This window comes from Knoellia flava TL1 (genome assembly GCF_000768675.1).
Lineage (GTDB): Bacteria > Actinomycetota > Actinomycetes > Actinomycetales > Dermatophilaceae > Knoellia > Knoellia flava.
This window is the reverse complement of record NZ_AVPI01000022.1, coordinates 27,444-45,729: the sequence shown is the minus strand read 5'-3', so window position 1 is coordinate 45,729 and position 18,286 is coordinate 27,444. Positions and strand designations below refer to the sequence as shown.

Sequence of the window (18,286 nt, the reverse complement as noted above, 5' to 3'; positions counted from 1 at the left end):
CACGCGGCCACCCTCTCGTGTCGGCGCCGCGAAGGGCATGCGGAGCGACGGGCCGGAGGCGGCGTCGGCAGGCGTTGTCAGTGGGCGCCGATAAGTTGGGAGCAGTCGTTGAGGGAGGGCTCATGGACGAGCAGCAGACACCCGTGGCGCCGTTGCGCCGGGTGCTCACCGCTGCTCGCGACGACCTCGCCGGGGTCGGTGACCTCCTGTGCTCGTTGAGCGCCGGAGAGCTCGCCGAGGTGATGACCCTGGCCGACGAGGTGAAGTCACAGGCGGCCGCCGCGCAGGTGCGGGTCACCGCCGAGGCCGCCCACCGGGGCGAGTTCGCGTCCGCGCGCAGGGGAGTGGGTTCGGTCCACGGCTGGGTGCGTGAGCACGCTCCGTCGCTGCGTCAGGGTGGAGCCGGCCAAGTGGCGCAGCTGGCGCAGGAGGCGGCTGCCTCGACCCCGGGAGGCCTGTGGTCGCGAGGTGGCCCGGACGCGGGTGCCTTCGCCGACGACACCCGACCCGAGGGCATCGTGTGGCGGCGCGTGGTCAGCGGGGAGGTCGGTGTCGGTCTGGCGTTGACCGCGCTGCGTGAGGTGAGCCGGATGAAGGACCTGTTGACGCCCGCGGCGGTGCCGACGGTGACCGGCGCCGTCCTCGACCACGGCGTCCAGTGGGGGCTGGCCGAGGCGCGCAGGATCCGCCCTCGGCTGCTCGCGAGGTATGGCGTGGAGGGGGAGCTCGACGGCAAGCACAGACGGTTGCGGGCCGGGGCGTTCCTGTCCAGTCCGTCCGTGGCTGACGGCGACCTGACCGAGTACAGGATGGCGATGACGCCTGAGCAGGCATCCCGGCTGGAGGCAGCGATCGAGCCGCTGTCGAAGCCCGCGCCGAACCCTGAGACGGGCGAGGCAGACCTGCGCAGTGCGGGCCAGCGCAGGGTGGAGGCACTCGCCTCCGTGCTGGGTGGCGCGGCCGCGCACGATGCGGCGGCCGCAGAACCGGGAGGTGCCGCCACCGTCGTGCACGTCACGATGAGCCTGGCTGAGCTGATCGCTGGGCTGTCAGGCGTTGCGGGCGCCGACGGTGCGGGGCGGGTCATGGTCTCGCGTGCGAGGCAGACGATGCTCGCACCTTCGACCGTGCGACAGATGGCCTGTGACGCAGACGTCGTCCTCGTCGTCCTCGGCGCCGACGGCGAGGTGGTCGACCTCGGGCGGGTGACGCGGCTGTTCACGCGGGGGCAGCGTCGGATGCTGTGGCACCGCGACGGCCTCTGCACGTTCCCCGGATGCACGACACCTGCTGCCTGGGCACAGGCCCACCATGTCGTGCATTGGGCCGATGGCGGCCCGTCGGACCTCGGCAACGCGGCCAGTTCTAAACAGGACCCCTTGGCGGCGTAGCAGTGTGGACTTGCCCGTGTTGCTTCTCCCGCAGCACGTAGGCACGTAGCCCGGCTACTCCCCAGGCGCACATCCGCGCATGTCCCGCGTAGAACCCAGCATTCGTGTCAAGATGCGGCCATGGCAGAGGGGAAGTCGCCCGGTGGGGGAAATGGACAAGCTGTAGACATCTGGGCACGTTTCGATCCGTCGGTGCTGGCAGGCTGCAGAAGGTGTCGTCAAGAAGGAGGCGACCCCAAAGCCGCCGCCCTCGCGGTGGAGAAAGTACCGCATGCCATTTCTGCACCTTCTTGGCTTCCTGTCTTGGTCTTGGGTACTGATCAAGGTATTTGTGGGAGACGTTGACCGCTGGTTGTTCGGAGCCGTAGCGCCCTCTTGGGCATGGGTTCTTGACTTCCGTCTTCTGGGATTCTTGCTTCTTGCGGCTGTCCTCGTAACAGTGATTCGTCGAAAATCTTGGTGGATGCCTGTCTTCGTACTTTTGTGGCCGTTGCTGATGCTCGTCTTCTTTCTGCCGAAAGCCCTGTACAGGCGGAAGAACCCAACGCTCGCTGTCGGGGTAATCCATGCGGTTTCGGGCTTCTTTCGCAGTCTGCGGTTCACGCTGATCGCCTTGTCAATCACAGCTCTCGCGGTTATCGGAATACTGGCCAGTGAAACGCGGTGGGTGCTCGTCGTCTGTGCGGTCGCACTGTTTTCCCTCTGGGTATTCTCATTAGTGAAAACGTTGAGGTTCGCCATCTCTCCAGGACGCTTTATCGCGAGCCAACGATCCCTGTTCACACGGTTGTTCAATAGTGACGTCGTCTGGCGATTCGTCCATCTGGACGAGAACCTGAAGAACCCGGCGATTCAAAAGTACGACCAACAGCAGGCCAACGCCATTGTTACCAGCCTGTCGACGGGGTTGGTGTGTTCCCGGGGTGCGCAGTTTGCCGCGAGTCATCTCGAAGCCTATCGCCGTAGCCCCGCTAGCATTCTTTCAAGCTGCTTCGCCGTCTTCGGCCTTTTTCTCATGGGCCTTTTCACCTTCACCTTTGTAAACATGGCTGTTTATAAGTCGGCGCCCCAGGAGTTTCTTGCAGGCTATGAGCCGAGCCTCGCGACCTTCGCCTATTACACGTCGTCGTCAGCGTCATTTGGTGAAATATCGGCACTGATTCCTAAGGGCAGTCTGGCGACCGCCGTAAACCTGCTCACTGGGGTTGGCTCAGGCGTCATCATCTGCATGCTAATCGCCTCAGTGGTCCTGGGCTTCCGCCAGACTAGGGAGGACGAGGCAGCTACAAAGCAAATCGAAGCGATGCGCAGAGAGGCGGACGAATTCGAGGACCGGTTGGCGCGTGAGTACGGACTCGGACCGGATGAGTTGGTGCGACGGCTTGAGGAACTTGGCGTGGGCTTCGTGAAGCTGATCCCGTTCCTCTTCGTACGTCGGCCCAGCTCGTCTCAGGGGCGCGACGGGTCCACCCGCGCTTGACTTGAACTAGCAACACAACTCGTTGGGCCGCTTAGATGGCTTCATGCCTAGTTTCTCGATGCTGGACTGTCCGCGCTGCGATGCCTCGGGTCCTCACCTGGCGTCTGACATGGGGGAGCACGTGTTCCAGTGTGAGATCTGTTTGGCGTGGTTCACGGACAAGAACGCACATTGGGACCCGCGGTAGTCACACGCGCTGCTGGGCAGGGGTGGGCGTCGTTCCATAGCGGCGGTCGTGAGGTGCCGGGGGAGGCTGTCAAGGGCGCGTAGCGGCGGAGCGGACCCTTGACGGGCGGCGGAGGCATCGGAGACTGGTGCGGCGGGACGGCGACCGCCGAAGGTGACTCGTTCAAGTGAGTGACATGGCTGTGGTTCGTGTGGTCTCATGTGGATGCGGCGCCTCTGACCGGGGGCGAAGACACAACGACAAAATTGAAGCCCTTGCCTGGGGCGCGAAGCGATCAGGGACGACAGACAGAGCGTCCACACGTATCGCAGGGTGACGGGATCACGTCGACGGCTCATCCGCAGGAGCCGCTGCCGCCCCTGATAAGCGAACTCACGGAACCGGTCGAGCCAAGTGGTTCCCGGTTCTTCGCGTGTCCGGGGGTCTCCACTCTCGTCGTTGTGGGGTTGTCGTGTCTGTCTCGGTTAGGGTTCCGCCACCATTCTCAGGGTGGTCGCTGTCGCTGTATCCGGGGGCGGGTGAGGCTGGAGGCTGCTTCATCGCTGCCGGTGAGCGGCGGCACAGTGTTGGTGTCAAGGGGGCTGCGGCTGATCCGGAGCGTGCGGCGCATGAGGCTGGGCGCCGGGCTAAGAGTCGCCTCCGGCGGTACTGCGCTCACAACCGGTTGAACCGGCTGGGCACGCTGACGTATGGCCCACCGCGGTGTACCGATCCTCGCGAGCTGCGGGTGCATGTGGCGTCGTTCTTCAGGCAGTTGCGGGCCGTGCGAGGTAAGCCGTTCCCGTACGTCTGGGTGCCCGAAGTCCACAAGGACGGCGTGCACTTTCATGTGCACTTCGCGGTGGGGTCGTTCATTCCTCGCGGACAGATCGACACCGCGTGGGGGCGCGGCTGGGTGCACATCAAGCAGTTGAATGACCTGCCGGTCGGGTCCGGCGCGATGGCGGAGTCACGGGTGGCGGCCAACTACCTGTCCAAGTACGTGTCGAAGTCGTTCCTGGACACCGGGAATGGGGTGATCCGTCCGCCGGGGCTGCACCGCTTCGATGTGGCGCAGGGGTTCAAGCCCTCGGTCGTGAAGGTCCCGGGGACCTCGCGTGATGAGGTCATCGAGCACGCGTCGGGGGCAATGGGTGGGCGGCCGGCACGGTTGTGGACCTCGGATGAGGTGGACGACTGGAAGGCTCCGCCGGCGCTGTGGCTCCAGTGGGACGGGCGATGACTGCGCTGGTGCCTGCGGAGGTGGTGCGGGCGTGGCTGGTCGCATCCTGTGAGGCGCAGGGCGTTGCGGTGGTGGTGGCCGATCCCAAGGTGTTGGCGTCGGTGGCGGTGCTGGTCTCTGGCAGGGGCGCGGGTGTGGGCGGGGCCACGCGGGGACCGCTTGCGGGTGCGGGGCGCGCCCGCCCCGCACCCCTGCCAGATTCAGACTCGCCAGATCGGTTTCACTCGGGCTGGGTCCAGGCGTTGGGCTCCAAGGACTCCGGGGGCGATGACGGCATGGTCCAGGACTGCAGCGACCACGGCGTGCTGACGGTCGAGGTTGAGGTCGCTCCACTTCGCGGTGAGGTCGTCGCTGGGGTGGAGCCCCTCGAGGGCGTGGCTGCTGGTGGCTCGGGTGAGTCGTCGTTGGGCGTCGCGTAGTCGGTGTCAATGCCTTCACGGGCTCGTGCCCATTCGGCTGCCGTTATGGTTCTGGCGGCGTAGAGGTCGGCGAGTTCGTCGAGTTGTGCCCGGTCGGCGGTGACCTGCTCGGCCAGTTGTGCGGTCTCTGCTGAGGCTGCGGCTCGTCCTGCGAGGGCGTCGGAGAACTCCGACGAGGCGAGGCGGATCAGGACGGCATCGGCGATCAGCTGTTCAACGGGGGGCGCGACGACGCTGAGTTGGCCGCATCCTCCGTGGTCCGGTCCCTTCTGGCAGACGTAGCGGCGCGTGGACTGCCGGGCGGCAGAGTAGAGACGGTTCCCGCACTTGCCGCATCGCAGCAGCCCGGAAAGCAGGTATCGGCGGGGGGCGCGACGACCGGTGATCTGCTTGGTGGACATGACGGCCAGAACTTCGTCTCGTTGTTCCGGGGTGATGATTCCCTCCCACACGGCGGGGCCGCCAACCTGCTCTCGATGCTCACGCAGACCGGCGATGCGCGGGGAGGTGATGAGTGTCCGCAGGGTCTGCGTCTTCCAGAGCCCCCCGCAGATCGTTCTGACGCCTTGCGCGTCGAGCCACACGGTCAACGACCGCAGCGACTCCCCGGCACAGAACCGCTCGACCAGCGTGCGAACGACCGCTGCTTCGTCCTCGCGGATGGTCACCTTGTCGCGCTCGTAGCCGAACGGTCGAGCCCTCGACCCGCCAGCGTGCGGCAACCCTGCGGCGGCTCGCTGCTCGTTCTTTCGCCGGATTCGACGGGACTTCGTTGCTGACTCGTTCGCTGCCACCGCGGACAGCATGCGGATGACCATGAGCCCGTCACCGGTCATCATGTCGGAGTCCCCGACCACGAACCGGACGTGCCGAATCCGTGCGGCGTCAAGGGTGGCGACGAACTCCTCCAGCTCGATGGGCCGCCGCGTCAACCGATCCACGTGGTAGACGATCACTGCGTCCCGCGTGCCGTCGCGCAAGTCGTCGAGCATCCGGACATAGGCAGGGCGACGCTTGCCCGAGTACGCCGAGAAGTCGTTGTCCTCGTACACCTCGCCGACAGGCCACCCCAGACGCTCGGCCAACGCTCGGCAGTCCTGCACCTGCCGACCAACCCCTAACCCGGCCCCCTCCTGGTCGCTGCTGATCCTCGCGTAGACCGCCGCAGAACGCACTGTCGTCATGAGGGTCAGATTAGCGACTAGCGGACAACGCGGCGCTGCTCTGCCAGCACCACCACACCCAGGTCCACGACCGCAGGCTCATCGCTCTCGTGCACCCGCCCGACGAGCACGGGCGGTGCGTGACGTGGGACCTCAGCCCCGGAAGCTACGACCGGCAGCTGCCGGAGCACCTCGCGGACCTTGCTCGCGCACGAGCTCGATCGGGCACACGCCCTCCTCGACGAAGCCTCGACACGGGGCCGCCGGAGGGGTGGGACCCCGGCGTCCCGGAGTGGGTGCTGGACGAGATCGTCGACGACCTCGAGTCGGCACGACGGGGGTGCGACGACCACGACGACCCCATGCAGTGGGGTATGCCCGCCTGATAGGCGCACTGTCGGTGGCCGCTGGCAGCATGGTCGGCATGGAGATCTCGTCAGCACTCGCTCTCGGGCGATCCCTGCTGCGCGAGCACGGGCTCGAGCACTGGCGCGTGACGACCGATCGGGCCAAGACGCGCGCCGGCGTATGCCGCTTCGGCACCCGCACGATCTCCGTCAGCGCGCCGTTGACGCGCCTCCACGACGAGTCCGAGGTGCGCGACACGCTGCTCCACGAGATCGCGCACGCCCTCGTCGGACCGAGCCATGGTCACGACGACACGTGGCGCAGGAAGGCCGTCGAGATCGGCTGCACCGGGCAGCGGACCGTCGACGCGACCTCACCGCAGGTCGAGGGACCGTGGAAGGGCGAGTGCCCCGGCGGCCACACCTACACCCGGCACCGTCGGCCGCGTCGCGTTCTCAGCTGCCTCACCTGCCACCCCGAGTTCGACGCCGGCTCGATCCTCACGTGGACCTACCGCGGCCGACGGGTCGACATGGGGGAGTCCTACCGCGAGGAGCTCGACGAGATCATCCGTCGCCAGGGCGCTGCGGCGACACGGCGGGCGGTTCAGATGCCGTCAGCAGCGTTGCCGCACACTGCCTTCCCGATCGGTGCCATGGTCCGCATCGTCGCCGACGGCCCGCTCCACGGCGTCGTCGGCGAGGTGGAGGCCACCTTCCCGACCCGGAGCCAGGTGCGCATCGACGACGAGCTGTATGCCGTGCCGAACGAGGTCCTCGAAGCCGCCGACCGCCTCGCGAGCTGACCTCTCGGTGGTTCGACCGAGGGCACCCCGGGGGCGTGCGCAGGGAGGTCAGTTCGCCTGCGCCCCAGCGTCATTCGTCAGCCCGCGCGGGAACGCTCGGCGGCGGCGCGCACGTCGTCCGGGTCGGTCATGGCCCACCGCACGGCGGCGGTTGCCGCGTCACCCAGCGGCCGAGCCACCACGAGCTCCGTCACCGGCAGCCACGGCAGCCGCAGCGGACGACGAGCCCACCGCGGCAACAGCGCGACTGCGCCGGCGGCCAGGGCGGCATACCCGGGCTTGGCTGCGATCGGCAGCGGCGGGTGGAGCAGCAGGAACCTAGCCGCATCGCGTGAGGCGGCGGTCGACTCGAGCTCGGGCCGGTACGACTCGATGACCGACGCGAGCTCTGAAGTCGTCAGGGGAGGGTCGACCACGCCGAGACGCCTAGCGACCACCGCGGTCTGCTCGACGTAGCGATCGGCCTCGTCGGCGGTGAGCGGCTCGGCGGCATACCGCTGGAAGGACGCGAGGAAGCTGTCGACCTCTGTGACGTGGACCCAGCGAAGCAGGTGGGGGTCGCTCGCGGCATACGGGCGGCCGTCGGCGGCCTTGCCGCGCACGCGTTCGTGGATGGCGCGCACCCGGGCGATCTGGGTCTCGGCGTGCTCGATCGTCCCGAACGTCGTCGTCGCGAGGAACTCGCTCGTGCGCTGCAGCCGACCCCACGGGTCGCCCTTGAAGCCGGAGTGCCCCGCGACGCCGGCCATGGCGAGGGGGTGAAGCGACTGGAGCAGGAGGGCCCGGATGCCGCCGGGGAACATCGCGGCATCGGCGTGGACCCGCCAGATCGGGTCTTCGGGGGTGAACCACCGCTCGCCCTCAGCACCCCAGATGACAGCCGCCTTGGCCGCGGCGTCGTCACCGGCGACGCGGGAGCGCAGCGCGGTTGCCAGCTGCCGGCGCAGCCGGGCATCCCATCGTGCGGGGGTCGGTTCGGCGGGCACACGGACTCCTCGGTGGCAGGGGCTTGCCACCCTAACGAGCGCACCTGACAGGCGGCTGGACGCGGCCTCGCCCCGTCAGTGCCACGGGACGATGGAGCGCCGACCCTCCCACGCACCGTGCTCGGACAGGGGACGGAAGCGCAGGGTCGTGAACTCGCTGTGGAAGTCGCGACGCTCTCGCTCGGCCATCGCGCCGGCATGCCGCCCGTCGACCGCTGGGCCACCGACGGTCCCGCCCGTCGCGCTCACCGTGCCCGAGCCATGGGGGCCGCGGGGCTCACAAGAACCCTGCGCGCGCCCCTCGACCATGTCGCGCATCTCGCCCACCGACCGCCACACCGAGAACGTCGAGAACGTCCGCGGCGGTCGCACCGCCGCCACGGCCAGAGAGACGCCCGGGGAGCCGCGGACCTGCTGCTCGACGGGCCGCCCCCACGCGAAGAACCGGCGCAGCTCAGGCAGACGCAGGTGCGCGAGGGTGACGGCGACGACGGGTTCGTCGTCGGCCATCGTCGAGGCGTTGAGCGGCAGCCGGTGCAACCCGGTCACCCCACCCCAGCGGCGCACGAACTCGAGCCGCAGGTGCCAGCCCTCCGCCAAGTACCGACCCAGCGCGTCGCCGCCCAGACATGAGTCCAGTGCAGCCTCGGACTCCCACGAGGCGAACACAGCGAGCCGCCGCAGCTGCAGCCGCTCGAGCGACACCGGCGGAGCACCGAGTGTCATGAGCGACAGGTGCTCGACGTGCTCGAGGCCGGCCACCCGCTCACCGTCGGTTGACCCGCGCAGCAAGGCACGAGCAGCAACGTTCGCCGGCACGTGGGCGAGATGGAAGCTGAAGATCCCCATGGTCCCGGCGACGCTACGGCACGGTCCCTGATCTGGCCCCTCGCCGACCCACACGCTCTCGGCACCCCTCGCTAGCGTCGGAGACACAGCCCATCGTCGACGGAAGGCTCACCACCGATGAACGCGAAAAGCAACGCCGGCTCCCTCCTGTCGCGGGCCGTCGAACAGACGGCGGCCCTGCTCGACGAGGTGTCCCCGGACGACCACGACAAGCCCTCGACGTGCAGCGACTGGACCGTCGGCGAGCTCGTCCGTCACGTCGTCGCCTCGCCGCAGAACTTCGTCGACATGTTCTCCGGCAAGGAGGTCGACTGGGCCAACCCGCCCGAGCCCGGTGACGACCCCGCGGCGACCTTCCGCACCCACGCCGAGGTTCTGATGGAGAAGGTCGAGGCCGACGAGTCCGGCGGGTCGTCCTCGGCCGCGCTGCCCGAGTTCGCCGTGCACAGCTGGGACCTCTCGCGCTCGATCGGCAGCTCGACCCGGCTCGACGACGAGGTCGCCGAACAGGCGCTCGCCTTCATGTCCGACAACCTCACACCGGAGAACCGGTCGGGCGCGTTCGGACCCGAGGTCGAGGCGCCGGAGGGCGCGTCCATACAGGACCGCCTCGCTGCCTTCGCCGGTCGGTCCCTCCCGACCTCCTGGACGGCGGCAGACCTCCGCCGCTCGTGACGAGTGGCCGTCGCGAACCCTCAGAGCAGCAGCGTGAGGAACGTGCTGTTCGGGTCCTCGACATAGGACCCGAACGGCGGGCACTCGGCGAACCCGGCTCCTCGGTAGAGCGAGCGGGCCGGCACGAAGAACTCCATGCTCCCTGTCTCGAGCGACACCCTCGTGACGCCACGAGCCCGAGCGTCAGCCAGTGCGTGGCGCAGCAGCGACCCACCCACCCCGCGCCCGCGCGACTCCGGTGACGTCCGCATGCTCTTGAGCTCCTCGTGACCGGGTTCGAGCGGTGCCAGTGCCACCGTCCCCACGAGCCGTCCTTCGTCGCGCGCCACCCACATCCGTATCCCCGGCTGACGCAACCCCTCGACGTCGAGGGCGTGCCGGCTCTCCGGGGGAGCCGTCGGCGCGAGGTCGTCGAGGTGGGCTCGCAGGAAGTCCAGCAGCTCGGGATCGGCGGGGTCGCCGAGGCCGGCGTCGTCGATGGTCAGCACGCCACCATCCAACCGCTGCAGCCCACCGCGGAACCGCAGGGGTCGAGCGCGACGGGACCGACCGGCATACGCTCACCACCGTGAGCAACGACGTCACCCGCATCGACTACACCGGCACCGGACTCTCCGAGGAGGAGATCGCCCCGACGCCTTGGCAGCAGGCCCGCATCTGGGTCGACGAGGCGGTCGAGCGCTCGCGGGCGCAGGCCGACGTCCCCGAGCCGCACGCCCTCTCGGTCGCCACCGTGGACGCGGACGGCCTGCCCAACGTGCGCACCGTGCTCATGCGCTACTTCGACGAGAGAGGACCCGGCTTCCTCACGAACACGTCGTCGACCAAGGGCGTCGAGCTCGCCGCGACCTCGGCCATCGCCGCCTCGCTCACGTGGCCGTCGATGTTCCGGGCAATCCGCTTTCGCGGGTATGCCGTCCTCCTCGACCGCGCGGAGGTCGCCGACTACTTCGCGAGCCGGCCGTGGGCCTCGCGCATCTCTGCGTGGGCCTCCCGCCAGTCACAGCCGGTCGCCTCGCGCGCCGAGCTCGAGGAGGCCTACGAGGCGTATGCCGTCCGCTGGCCGGACCGCGGCAACGCGGACGACGTGCCCCTCCCGGACTTCTGGGGCGGCTACCGCATCCTCTGCGACGAGGTGGAGTTCTGGGGCGGGCGCACGAACCGCCTCCACGACCGCCTCGTCTTCACCCGCACCGGCGACGGCGATCTCGACACGGCCGACGCGTGGAGCCTGAGTCGTCGCCAGCCCTGAGCCGCCGCCAGCCCTGACGCGCACGCACCACCCAGCCGCTCGCCCATGAGGCGTCGTCGGCACCGTCGGCGCGCGGATACGCTGGCCCCGACCCACACACGAAGGAGTGCGCACCACCATGACGCCCCAGCAGACCGGCGCCACCGAGGCGCTGACCAGCGAGCAGCACATCGAGATCACCGAGCGCTACGCGGCGCACAACTACCACCCGCTGCCGGTGGTGCTCGCGAGCGGTGAGGGTGCGTGGGTCACCGACGTCGACGGCAAGCGCTACCTCGACTGCCTGGCCGGCTACTCCGCCCTCAACTTCGGTCACTCGCACCCGCAGCTGGTCGAGCGGGCGCGCCAGCAGCTCGGCACCCTGACCCTGACGAGCCGCGCCTTCTTCAACGACCAGCTCGGGCCGTTCGCCCAGGCCCTCGCCGAGCTCACGGCCAAGGACATGGTCCTGCCGATGAACTCCGGCGCCGAGGCCGTCGAGACGGCGATCAAGGTGAGCCGCCGCTGGGGCTACGAGGTCAAGGGCGTGCCCGAGGACCAGGCCAACATCCTCGTCATGGAGGGCAACTTCCACGGCCGCACGACGACCATCGTCAGCTTCTCGGACGACAAGGTCGCGCACGACAACTACGGCCCCTACACCCCCGGCTTCCGCGCCGTCCGCTACGGCGACATCGACTCGGTGCGCGCCGCGATCGACGAGTTCACCGTCGCGGTCCTCTTCGAGCCGATCCAGGGCGAGGGCGGCGTCGTCGTGCCGCCCAAGGGCTTCCTGCGCGACCTGCGCGAGGTCTGCTCGGAAGAGAACGTCCTCATGGTCGCCGACGAGATCCAGTCCGGCCTCGCCCGCACCGGCACGACGTTCGCGTGCGACCTCGAAGAGGTCGTGCCCGACATGTACATCCTCGGCAAGGCCCTCGGCGGCGGGCTCTACCCGGTCTCCGCCGTGGCGGCGAACACGGACGTCCTCGGCGTCATCACCCCCGGTTCGCACGGCTCGACCTTCGGTGGCAACCCGCTCGCTGCCGCGATCGGGCACGAGGTATGCCGTCTGCTCGCCACCGGCGAGTACCAGGACCGCGCGCGCCGGCTGGGGGAGCGGCTGCTCGCCGGCCTCGAGCCGCTCGTCGGCCACGGGCTCGACGCAGTGCGCGTCCGAGGGCTCTGGGCCGGCCTCGACGTCACGCCGGGTGGCCCGACGGGTCGTGAGCTGTGCGAGCGCCTCATGGAGCGCGGCATCCTCGCCAAGGACACCCACGGCATGACGATCCGTCTCGCCCCGCCCATCGTCATCACCGAGGACGAGGTCGACCAGCTTGTCGCCGCCGTCAAGGACTCGCTCGAGGGCTGACTCTCGCCGACGTCCGCTCAGGACGTCCCCGTTCCGAACCGGCCCGGCTCGCCTTCTCGGCGAGCCGGGCCCGTTCGGGTTACGGGAGGGTGTGCTGCTCGGTCAGGCCGAGACGTTCACGCCGGTGGCGTCGCCGCTGTGCCAGCGGACGACCTGCGCGAGGGAGCGTCGCATGTCGGACGGCAGGAGGGTGGCGCCGACGTGCTCGGCCACCTCCGCGTCGGCCCCGGCCCCACCGATGGAGAGCGGGTAGTGCCGGGCGAGCACCCGCAGGGCGCCGCCGTGCGCCTCGAACACGCGTCGCCGGGTCGCGGCCACGATGACGCCCGACGCCCCGACGACCCGGCACACGTCGGCCAGCCCGGGCAGCGGGGTGTCGGAGCCGAGGAAGCGCGAGGGCACCCCGGACCGCACGAGCAGGACGTGGAAGCACAGGAGGCCGAGGTCGTGTCGCTCGCCGGGCGGGCACGCCAGGACGATCGGGTCCGTGGCGGTGGACGCCGCGTCGACGTCGGCGAGTGCTGCCCCGGTGAGCCACGAGCGCACGACCTGGCTGGCGAAGTGCTCGGACGCGACCGAGCAGTCGCCGCGCTCCCAGGCGCGGCCGACGGCGTTGAGGAACGGCAGGACGACGTCGATGACGGCGACGTTCACGCCGAGGTCTCGTGCCGCGTCGCGGAGGCCAGCGCGCAGGGTGTGCTCGTCCATGGCGTTGGCCGCGGCGAGCATCGCGTCGACAGGCGTCGCCGCGTCGGAGGGTGTGGTCACCCCCGAAGTGTAGGTGGTCCGATGTCCCGACCTGCGGTTATGACATGACGCGGGTACGTCGTCCCTGCGTCGCCGGACGACCGGTGGCAGGCTGATCCCATGGACATGTCGTCGGACCGCACCCGTCAGGTCGTCGTCACGCTCGCGGAGGTGTTCTGCATCCTCGGCACCCTCGTCGGCGTCGGGGTCATCGGCACCCGGGTCGAGGAGTCCTCGGGTGGCTCGCTCGCGGCCGATGCCACGTTGCTCGCCCCGGCCGGGCCGGCCTTCTCGATCTGGTCGGTCATCTATGCGGGGCTCGCCGCCTACACGGTGTGGCAGTGGCTGCCCGGCCCCGGGCGCAGCGAGCTCGCCCGGCGCACCGGGTGGATGGTCGCCGGGTCGATGGTCCTCAACGCGCTGTGGCTCCTCGTCACCCAGCAGGGCTGGATCTGGCTCAGCGTCCTCGTGATCCTCACCCTGCTGCTCCTGCTCGCCCGGCTCGCGCTCGAGCTCGCCGCCATCGGTGACCACGCCGCCGACCGCGTGGGGACGTGGCTCGTCCGCGGCACCGTCGGCCTCTACCTCGGCTGGGTCGCCGTCGCGACGTTCGCCAACATCGCGGCAGCGCTCGGCAGCACCGGCACCAACGTCACGACGGGGGTTGCCGTCGTGGGCGCCCTCGTGGCGCTCGTCCTCGTCGCGTCGGTCGCCGTCGCGCTCATGCGGGCCGAGCCCACGCGCTGGGGCGTAGCCGCCGCGGCGGTCTGGGGTCTCGCCTGGCTGGCCGTGGGCCGGTTCACCGACGAGCCACGGTCTGCGGCCGTCGGCACCGGCGCCCTCGTGGCGGCTGCCGCCATCGCGGTCGCCGCCGTGGCCTTCTCGATGTCCCGCCGGGCCGAGGCGTCGGTCGACGTACGGTCACCCACCCGTTCAGCCTGAGGCTGTGGAGTCCGCGCGCGAGGCGTTGAGCGCGATGGCATCGGCCATCTCCACGCGCCGGCCGCGGGGGAGGTCGTGCCCCATCTCGGGGAAGACGAGGAGTCGCGAGCCGGGGATCGCCCTCGTCGTCGCGACCCCGCCGCTCGGCAGGACCAGACGGTCACGCAGGCCGTGGATGACGAGCGTCGGCACGGTGATCGACCGCAGGGCGGCCGTGCGATCGGGGGAGGCGTTGATGGCGTTGAGCTGGCGGTCGCGGCTCACCGAGGTCACCGTCCCTCGCTCTGCGTGGGCCTGGGCGATGAGCCGCATCTCGTCGGCGTCGAAGTCCTTGCCCGCGATGACCCGGAACGCCTCGACGCTCGCCGCGATGGCCTCGTCCCGCGTCGTCGGTGGGTTCGCGCGGATCTGGCGCACCAGCGCCGGCAGGAGCTTCGCGGACGTACGACCGTAGCGACGGTGACCGGTGTTCGACATGATCGAGCACAGCGACCGCACCAGCTCGGGCCGGTCGATGGTCAGCTGCTGGGCGATCATGCCGCCCATCGAGGCGCCGACGACGTGCGCGGACGCGATGCCGAGGTGGGCGAGGAGTCCGGCGGCGTCCCCGGCGAGGTCGGCGAGCGTGTAGTCGGCCCGCGCGAGCCGGCGCGCGGCGAGCCCACGCGCGATGTCCTTGCGCGTCGGGGCGGGCGTCTCGGTGAACGACGACAGCCCTTGGTCGCGGTTGTCGTAGCGCACGACGCGGAAGCCGCGGTCCACGAGCAGGTCGACGAGGTCCTGCGGCCACGCGACGAGCTGTGCGCCCATGCCCATGATGAGGAGCATCGGGTCGCCGTCGTCGGGTCCGTCGATGACGTACTCGATGCGCACGTCGCCGATCTGTGCCGAGGTCATGCCCTCATCCAACCAAAGCGCCGTCCCTCCGCACCTCCCGCGGGGCGGTTGCACCGGCACCCCCAACTAGGCTGTCCGCCGTGCTCCTCCAGCTCACCCAAGTGCTCGTCGCGGTCGCGGCGCTGCTCACCCTCGTGGCCCTGGGCTACACCCTCCTCGACCGGCTCATCGACAACTGGCTCCTCGGCCTCGTCGCCCTCGTCGAGCTCGGGGTCGTGGTCCAGCTCGGGCGCGGACTCGTCGGCATCCCCGACCTGAGCGAGCACAAGGCGACGTTCACGGCATACCTCGTGACGTTGCCGTTCGTCCTCGCGATCACGACGCTGGGCGCCATCAAGGACAAGACGCGGTGGGCCATGGCCTCGATCGCCGTGGGAGCGTTCGCGGTCGTCGTCATGACGCTGCGCCTGCAACAGATCTGGGACCTCTATGCCTGACGCCACCGACCGCGCGAACGCCACCGACGCCGCAGACACCACCCCGACCGACTCCGGCCGCGGCCCCGGCCGCATCCTCGTCGTCGTCTACGGCGTGCTCGCGCTCGCGGCCACCGGCCGCTCGGTCCTCCAGATCGTCGAGTACTTCGACCGTGCGCCGCTGGCCTACGTGCTCTCTGCGCTCGCCGCCGTCATCTACATCGTCGCGACCGTCGGCATGGCGCGTGGCAACCGCGCGAGCAACCGGGTCGCCCTTGTCGCCTGCACCATCGAGCTCGTCGGCGTGCTCGTCGTGGGCGCCCTCTCGTATGCCGTCCCGAGCGCCTTCCCGGACAAGACCGTGTGGTCCCACTTTGGGTCGGGCTACGGGTTCGTGCCGCTCGTCCTGCCGGTGCTCGGCATCTGGTGGCTCACGCGGGTGCGCAGCCGTAGCAGCGGGAGCGCCGGCGCCTGACGGCTACTTGTCGCTCGACGTCGCCCAGAGGTTGATGCCGGCGTCGACGGCGTGCTTGTCGATCTTCGCGAGCTCATCGGCGGTGAAGTCGAGGTTCTTGACGGCCAGCAGGTTGTCGTCCAGCTGCTCGACGCTCGAGGCACCGACGAGCACCGAGGTCACCCTGTCGTCACGCAGCAGCCAGGCCAACGCCATCTGGGCGAGGGTCTGACCACGCTTCTTCGCCATCGTGTTGAGCGCGCGGACGTGCTTGAGCGACTCCTCGGTGAGCAGGTCCGGCGACAGGCTCTTGCCCTGCGACGCACGAGAGCCCTCGGGGACGCCCTTGAGGTACTTGCTCGTGAGCATCCCCTGCGCGAGCGGGGAGAACGCGATGCACCCGACGCCGGTCTCGCCGAGGACGTCGAGCAGCTCCTCCTCGACCCAGCGGTTGAGCATCGAGTAGGACGGCTGGTGGATGAGCAGGGGAGTGCCGAGCTCGCGCAGGATCTCGACCGCCTCGCGGGTGCGCGGGCCCGAGTAGGAGGAGATGCCCACGTAGAGCGCCTTGCCCTGTCGCACAAGGGAGTCCAGCGCGCCCATGGTCTCCTCGAGCGGCGTCGTCTCGTCAAAGCGGTGGCTGTAGAAGATGTCGACGTAGTCGAGGCCCATCCGCGTCAGGGACTGGTCGGCGCTCGCGAGGATGTACTTGCGGCCGCCGCCACCCTGGCCGTAGGGGCCGGGCCACATGTCGTAGCCGGCCTTGCTGCTGATGACGAGCTCGTCTCGGTAGGGCCTGAAGTCGCGGGCGAACAGCGTGCCGAAGTTGCGCTCCGCCGAGCCGTAGGGAGGCCCGTAGTTGTTCGCGAGGTCGAAGTGCGTCACGCCGCGGTCGAACGCGCGCCGCAGGATGGCCTGCTGGCGCTCGAGCGGCACGTCGTCACCGAAGTTGTGCCACAGGCCCAGGGAGATCGCCGGGAGGTCGAGACCCGACCGCGCGACCCGGCGGAACGGCATACCGGCGCGGTAGCGGCCAGCGGCCGCCTTGTACTCGTCGACGTGGAAGGTCATGCGCCCATTCTGCCCGCGATCACCGTCACGACGGGCCGTCCACCTCCCGAGACGCCGATGTCGTATGCCGGTCACGCGCGGCTACCGTGGGGACCAGGTCATGAGTGCCAGCGCGAAGCCCCGGCTTGCTGGCCGGCAACCCTCCAACCGCGGTGGGGTGCCCCGGGTGAGGACCGGGCGCGACGCCGACCGGCGTCGGGCAAGCACGGCACACAAGGAGCAAGGCCATGGCCGACGACCCCACTTCCGGCACCCCGAACTGGTCCTTCGAGACCCGCCAGATCCACGCCGGGCAGGAGCCCGACGCGGCGACCGGCGCTCGGGCCCTGCCGATCTACCAGACGACCTCCTACGTCTTCAGGGACACCGAGCACGCGGCGAACCTCTTCGCGCTCAGGGAGTTCGGCAACATCTACACGCGCATCATGAACCCGACCCAGGACGCGGTCGAGCAGCGCATCGCCTCGCTCGAAGGCGGCGTCGGCGCCCTCCTCGTCGCGTCGGGCCAGGCGGCCGAGACGCTCGCGATCCTCAACATCGCCGAGGCCGGTGATCACGTCGTCGCCTCGCCCTCGCTCTACGGCGGCACCTTCAACCTGCTCAAGCACACCCTCCCGAAGTTCGGCATCCAGGTGACCTTCGTCGAGAACCCCGCCGACCCCGAGTCGTGGCGAGCAGCGGTGCAGGACAACACGAAGCTCTTCTTCGGCGAGACGATCAGCAACCCCAAGATCGAGATCCTCGACATCGAGGCGGTGGCGGCCGTCGCCCACGACGCCGGTGTCCCGCTCATCGTCGACAACACCGTCGCGACGCCCTACGTGCTGCGCCCGCTCGAGCACGGGGCCGACATCGTCGTGCACTCGGCGACGAAGTACCTCGGTGGGCACGGCACGACGATCGCCGGCGTCATCGTCGACGGAGGGTCGTTCGACTTCGGCAAGGACCCCGAGAAGTTCCCGAACTTCAACACGCCCGAGGAGAGCTACCACGGGCTCGTCTTCGCGCGGGACCTCGGCGTCGGCGGTGCCCTCGGCGCCAACCTCGCCTACATCCTCAAGGCGCGGGTCCAGCTGCTGCGCGACCTCGGTCCGGCGGTCGCGCCGTTCAACGCCTTCCTCATCGCTCAGGGCATCGAGACGCTCAGCCTGCGCATCGACCGTCACCTCGAGAACACCCGCAAGGTCGCGGAGTTCCTCCAGGGCCACGAGCAGGTCGAGTCGGTGCGCTGGGCCTCGCTGCCCGGCGACGACAACTACGAGCTCGCGCAGAAGTACACGCCCAAGGGCTCGGGCGCGGTGCTTGCGTTCGAGATCGCCGGTGGCGTCGAGGCCGGCCGGACGTTCGTCGAGTCGCTGAGGCTGCACTCGCACGTCGCCAACCTCGGTGACGTGCGCTCGCTCGCCATCCACCCGGCGACGACGACGCACTCGCAGGGGCCTGACGAGGACCGCCTGGCAGCCGGTGTGACGCCCGGGCTCGTGCGCCTCGCCGTGGGTATCGAGCACATCGACGACATCCTCGCCGACCTCGAGCAGGGCTTCACCGCGGCGAAGGGCGCCTGAGCGCCCCGACTTCTTGCCCGGATGCGCCAGCGAGCCTGTCGCATCCGGGCAAGAAGTCGCTGGGCC

19 protein-coding genes and 1 riboswitch are annotated in these 18,286 nt (G+C 69.6%); of the genes, 12 read left to right on the top strand and 7 right to left on the bottom strand.

Translation table 11 applies throughout. From position 1 onward, the window contains the following. Nucleotides 1–122: 122 nt before the first annotated feature. From N798_RS17355 to N798_RS19010, 3 genes are all read left to right on the top strand, one after another. Nucleotides 123–1,391: an HNH endonuclease signature motif containing protein gene (locus N798_RS17355; protein ID WP_052117099.1), complete on the top strand. Its 1,269-nt coding sequence runs from the start codon at nt 123–125 to the stop codon at nt 1,389–1,391. Between the two features lie 271 nt (nt 1,392–1,662). Continuing rightward, complete coding sequence (locus N798_RS09120) at nt 1,663–2,871, top strand: hypothetical protein (RefSeq protein WP_156971681.1); 1,209 nt, start codon at nt 1,663–1,665, stop codon at nt 2,869–2,871. A 599-nt stretch (nt 2,872–3,470) separates the two neighbouring features. Next, on the top strand, nt 3,471–4,280 hold the full coding sequence (locus tag N798_RS19010) for a rolling circle replication-associated protein (RefSeq protein ID WP_462937160.1): 810 nt from the start codon (nt 3,471–3,473) through the stop codon (nt 4,278–4,280). A 220-nt stretch (nt 4,281–4,500) separates the two neighbouring features. Here N798_RS19010 and N798_RS09110 read toward each other — a convergent pair whose 3' ends face one another. Further along, on the bottom strand, nt 4,501–5,883 hold the full coding sequence (locus tag N798_RS09110) for a recombinase family protein (RefSeq protein ID WP_198030733.1): 1,383 nt from the start codon (nt 5,881–5,883) through the stop codon (nt 4,501–4,503). A gap of 119 nt (nt 5,884–6,002) precedes the next feature. Between N798_RS09110 and N798_RS18365 the strand changes: the two genes are divergently transcribed. Next, nucleotides 6,003–6,248, top strand: a complete 246-nt coding sequence (locus N798_RS18365; RefSeq protein ID WP_198030732.1) for a hypothetical protein — start codon at nt 6,003–6,005, stop codon at nt 6,246–6,248. A 38-nt stretch (nt 6,249–6,286) separates the two neighbouring features. Continuing rightward, nucleotides 6,287–7,015 carry a SprT-like domain-containing protein gene (locus N798_RS09105; RefSeq protein WP_035947939.1) on the top strand — a complete coding sequence of 243 codons (729 nt, stop codon included), beginning with the start codon at nt 6,287–6,289 and terminating at the stop codon, nt 7,013–7,015. Nucleotides 7,016–7,092: 77 nt separating this feature from the next. Here N798_RS09105 and N798_RS09100 read toward each other — a convergent pair whose 3' ends face one another. Both N798_RS09100 and N798_RS09095 read right to left on the bottom strand, forming a co-directional pair. Then, the gene (locus tag N798_RS09100; RefSeq protein WP_035947915.1) at nt 7,093–8,001 is read right to left on the bottom strand and encodes an oxygenase MpaB family protein; all 909 of its coding nucleotides are present in this window, start codon (nt 7,999–8,001) and stop codon (nt 7,093–7,095) included. A gap of 75 nt (nt 8,002–8,076) precedes the next feature. Beyond that, nucleotides 8,077–8,850, bottom strand: a complete 774-nt coding sequence (locus N798_RS09095) for a hypothetical protein (RefSeq protein ID WP_035947914.1) — start codon at nt 8,848–8,850, stop codon at nt 8,077–8,079. 117 nt (nt 8,851–8,967) lie between these two features. Between N798_RS09095 and N798_RS09090 the strand changes: the two genes are divergently transcribed. Continuing rightward, a complete protein-coding gene (locus N798_RS09090; protein WP_052117098.1) occupies nt 8,968–9,525 on the top strand; it encodes a TIGR03086 family metal-binding protein in 558 nt (185 codons plus the stop codon). A gap of 20 nt (nt 9,526–9,545) precedes the next feature. Here the strand turns inward: N798_RS09090 and N798_RS09085 are convergent, their stop codons facing one another. Continuing rightward, complete coding sequence (locus N798_RS09085) at nt 9,546–10,013, bottom strand: GNAT family N-acetyltransferase (protein ID WP_229708841.1); 468 nt, start codon at nt 10,011–10,013, stop codon at nt 9,546–9,548. Between the two features lie 80 nt (nt 10,014–10,093). Between N798_RS09085 and pdxH the strand changes: the two genes are divergently transcribed. After that, nucleotides 10,094–10,777, top strand: a complete 684-nt coding sequence (gene pdxH / locus N798_RS09080) for a pyridoxamine 5'-phosphate oxidase (RefSeq protein WP_035947913.1) — start codon at nt 10,094–10,096, stop codon at nt 10,775–10,777. A 118-nt stretch (nt 10,778–10,895) separates the two neighbouring features. Then, nucleotides 10,896–12,128 (top strand): ornithine--oxo-acid transaminase, encoded by a 1,233-nt coding sequence (rocD, locus tag N798_RS09075; RefSeq protein ID WP_188450476.1) that lies wholly within the window; start codon nt 10,896–10,898, stop codon nt 12,126–12,128. A gap of 102 nt (nt 12,129–12,230) precedes the next feature. On the opposite strand, the gene N798_RS17350 is transcribed toward rocD, so the two are convergent. Further along, nucleotides 12,231–12,896, bottom strand: coding sequence for a cobalamin B12-binding domain-containing protein (locus tag N798_RS17350; RefSeq protein WP_052117097.1), 666 nt, complete (start codon nt 12,894–12,896; stop codon nt 12,231–12,233). Between the two features lie 99 nt (nt 12,897–12,995). On the opposite strand from N798_RS17350, the gene N798_RS09065 reads away from it, so the two are divergent. After that, nucleotides 12,996–13,817 (top strand): tryptophan-rich sensory protein, encoded by an 822-nt coding sequence (locus N798_RS09065; RefSeq protein ID WP_035947912.1) that lies wholly within the window; start codon nt 12,996–12,998, stop codon nt 13,815–13,817. Here the strand turns inward: N798_RS09065 and N798_RS09060 are convergent. Beyond that, on the bottom strand, nt 13,809–14,714 hold the full coding sequence (locus N798_RS09060; protein WP_035947911.1) for an alpha/beta fold hydrolase: 906 nt from the start codon (nt 14,712–14,714) through the stop codon (nt 13,809–13,811). The genes N798_RS09065 and N798_RS09060 overlap by 9 nt on opposite strands. A gap of 80 nt (nt 14,715–14,794) precedes the next feature. Between N798_RS09060 and N798_RS09055 the strand changes: the two genes are divergently transcribed. Continuing rightward, nucleotides 14,795–15,151, top strand: coding sequence for a hypothetical protein (locus N798_RS09055; RefSeq protein ID WP_035947910.1), 357 nt, complete (start codon nt 14,795–14,797; stop codon nt 15,149–15,151). Beyond that, on the top strand, nt 15,144–15,605 hold the full coding sequence (locus tag N798_RS09050; RefSeq protein WP_052117096.1) for a hypothetical protein: 462 nt from the start codon (nt 15,144–15,146) through the stop codon (nt 15,603–15,605). The genes N798_RS09055 and N798_RS09050 overlap by 8 nt, the downstream gene beginning before the upstream one ends. 3 nt (nt 15,606–15,608) lie before the next feature. Here the strand turns inward: N798_RS09050 and mgrA are convergent, their stop codons facing one another. Further along, nucleotides 15,609–16,655: an L-glyceraldehyde 3-phosphate reductase gene (gene mgrA / locus N798_RS09045; protein WP_035947909.1), complete on the bottom strand. Its 1,047-nt coding sequence runs from the start codon at nt 16,653–16,655 to the stop codon at nt 15,609–15,611. 96 nt (nt 16,656–16,751) lie between these two features. Next, nucleotides 16,752–16,867, top strand: a riboswitch (SAM riboswitch). A gap of 15 nt (nt 16,868–16,882) precedes the next feature. Between mgrA and N798_RS09040 the strand changes: the two genes are divergently transcribed. Continuing rightward, on the top strand, nt 16,883–18,220 hold the full coding sequence (locus N798_RS09040) for a bifunctional o-acetylhomoserine/o-acetylserine sulfhydrylase (RefSeq protein WP_035947908.1): 1,338 nt from the start codon (nt 16,883–16,885) through the stop codon (nt 18,218–18,220). The last annotated feature ends 66 nt before the right edge of the window (nt 18,221–18,286 follow it).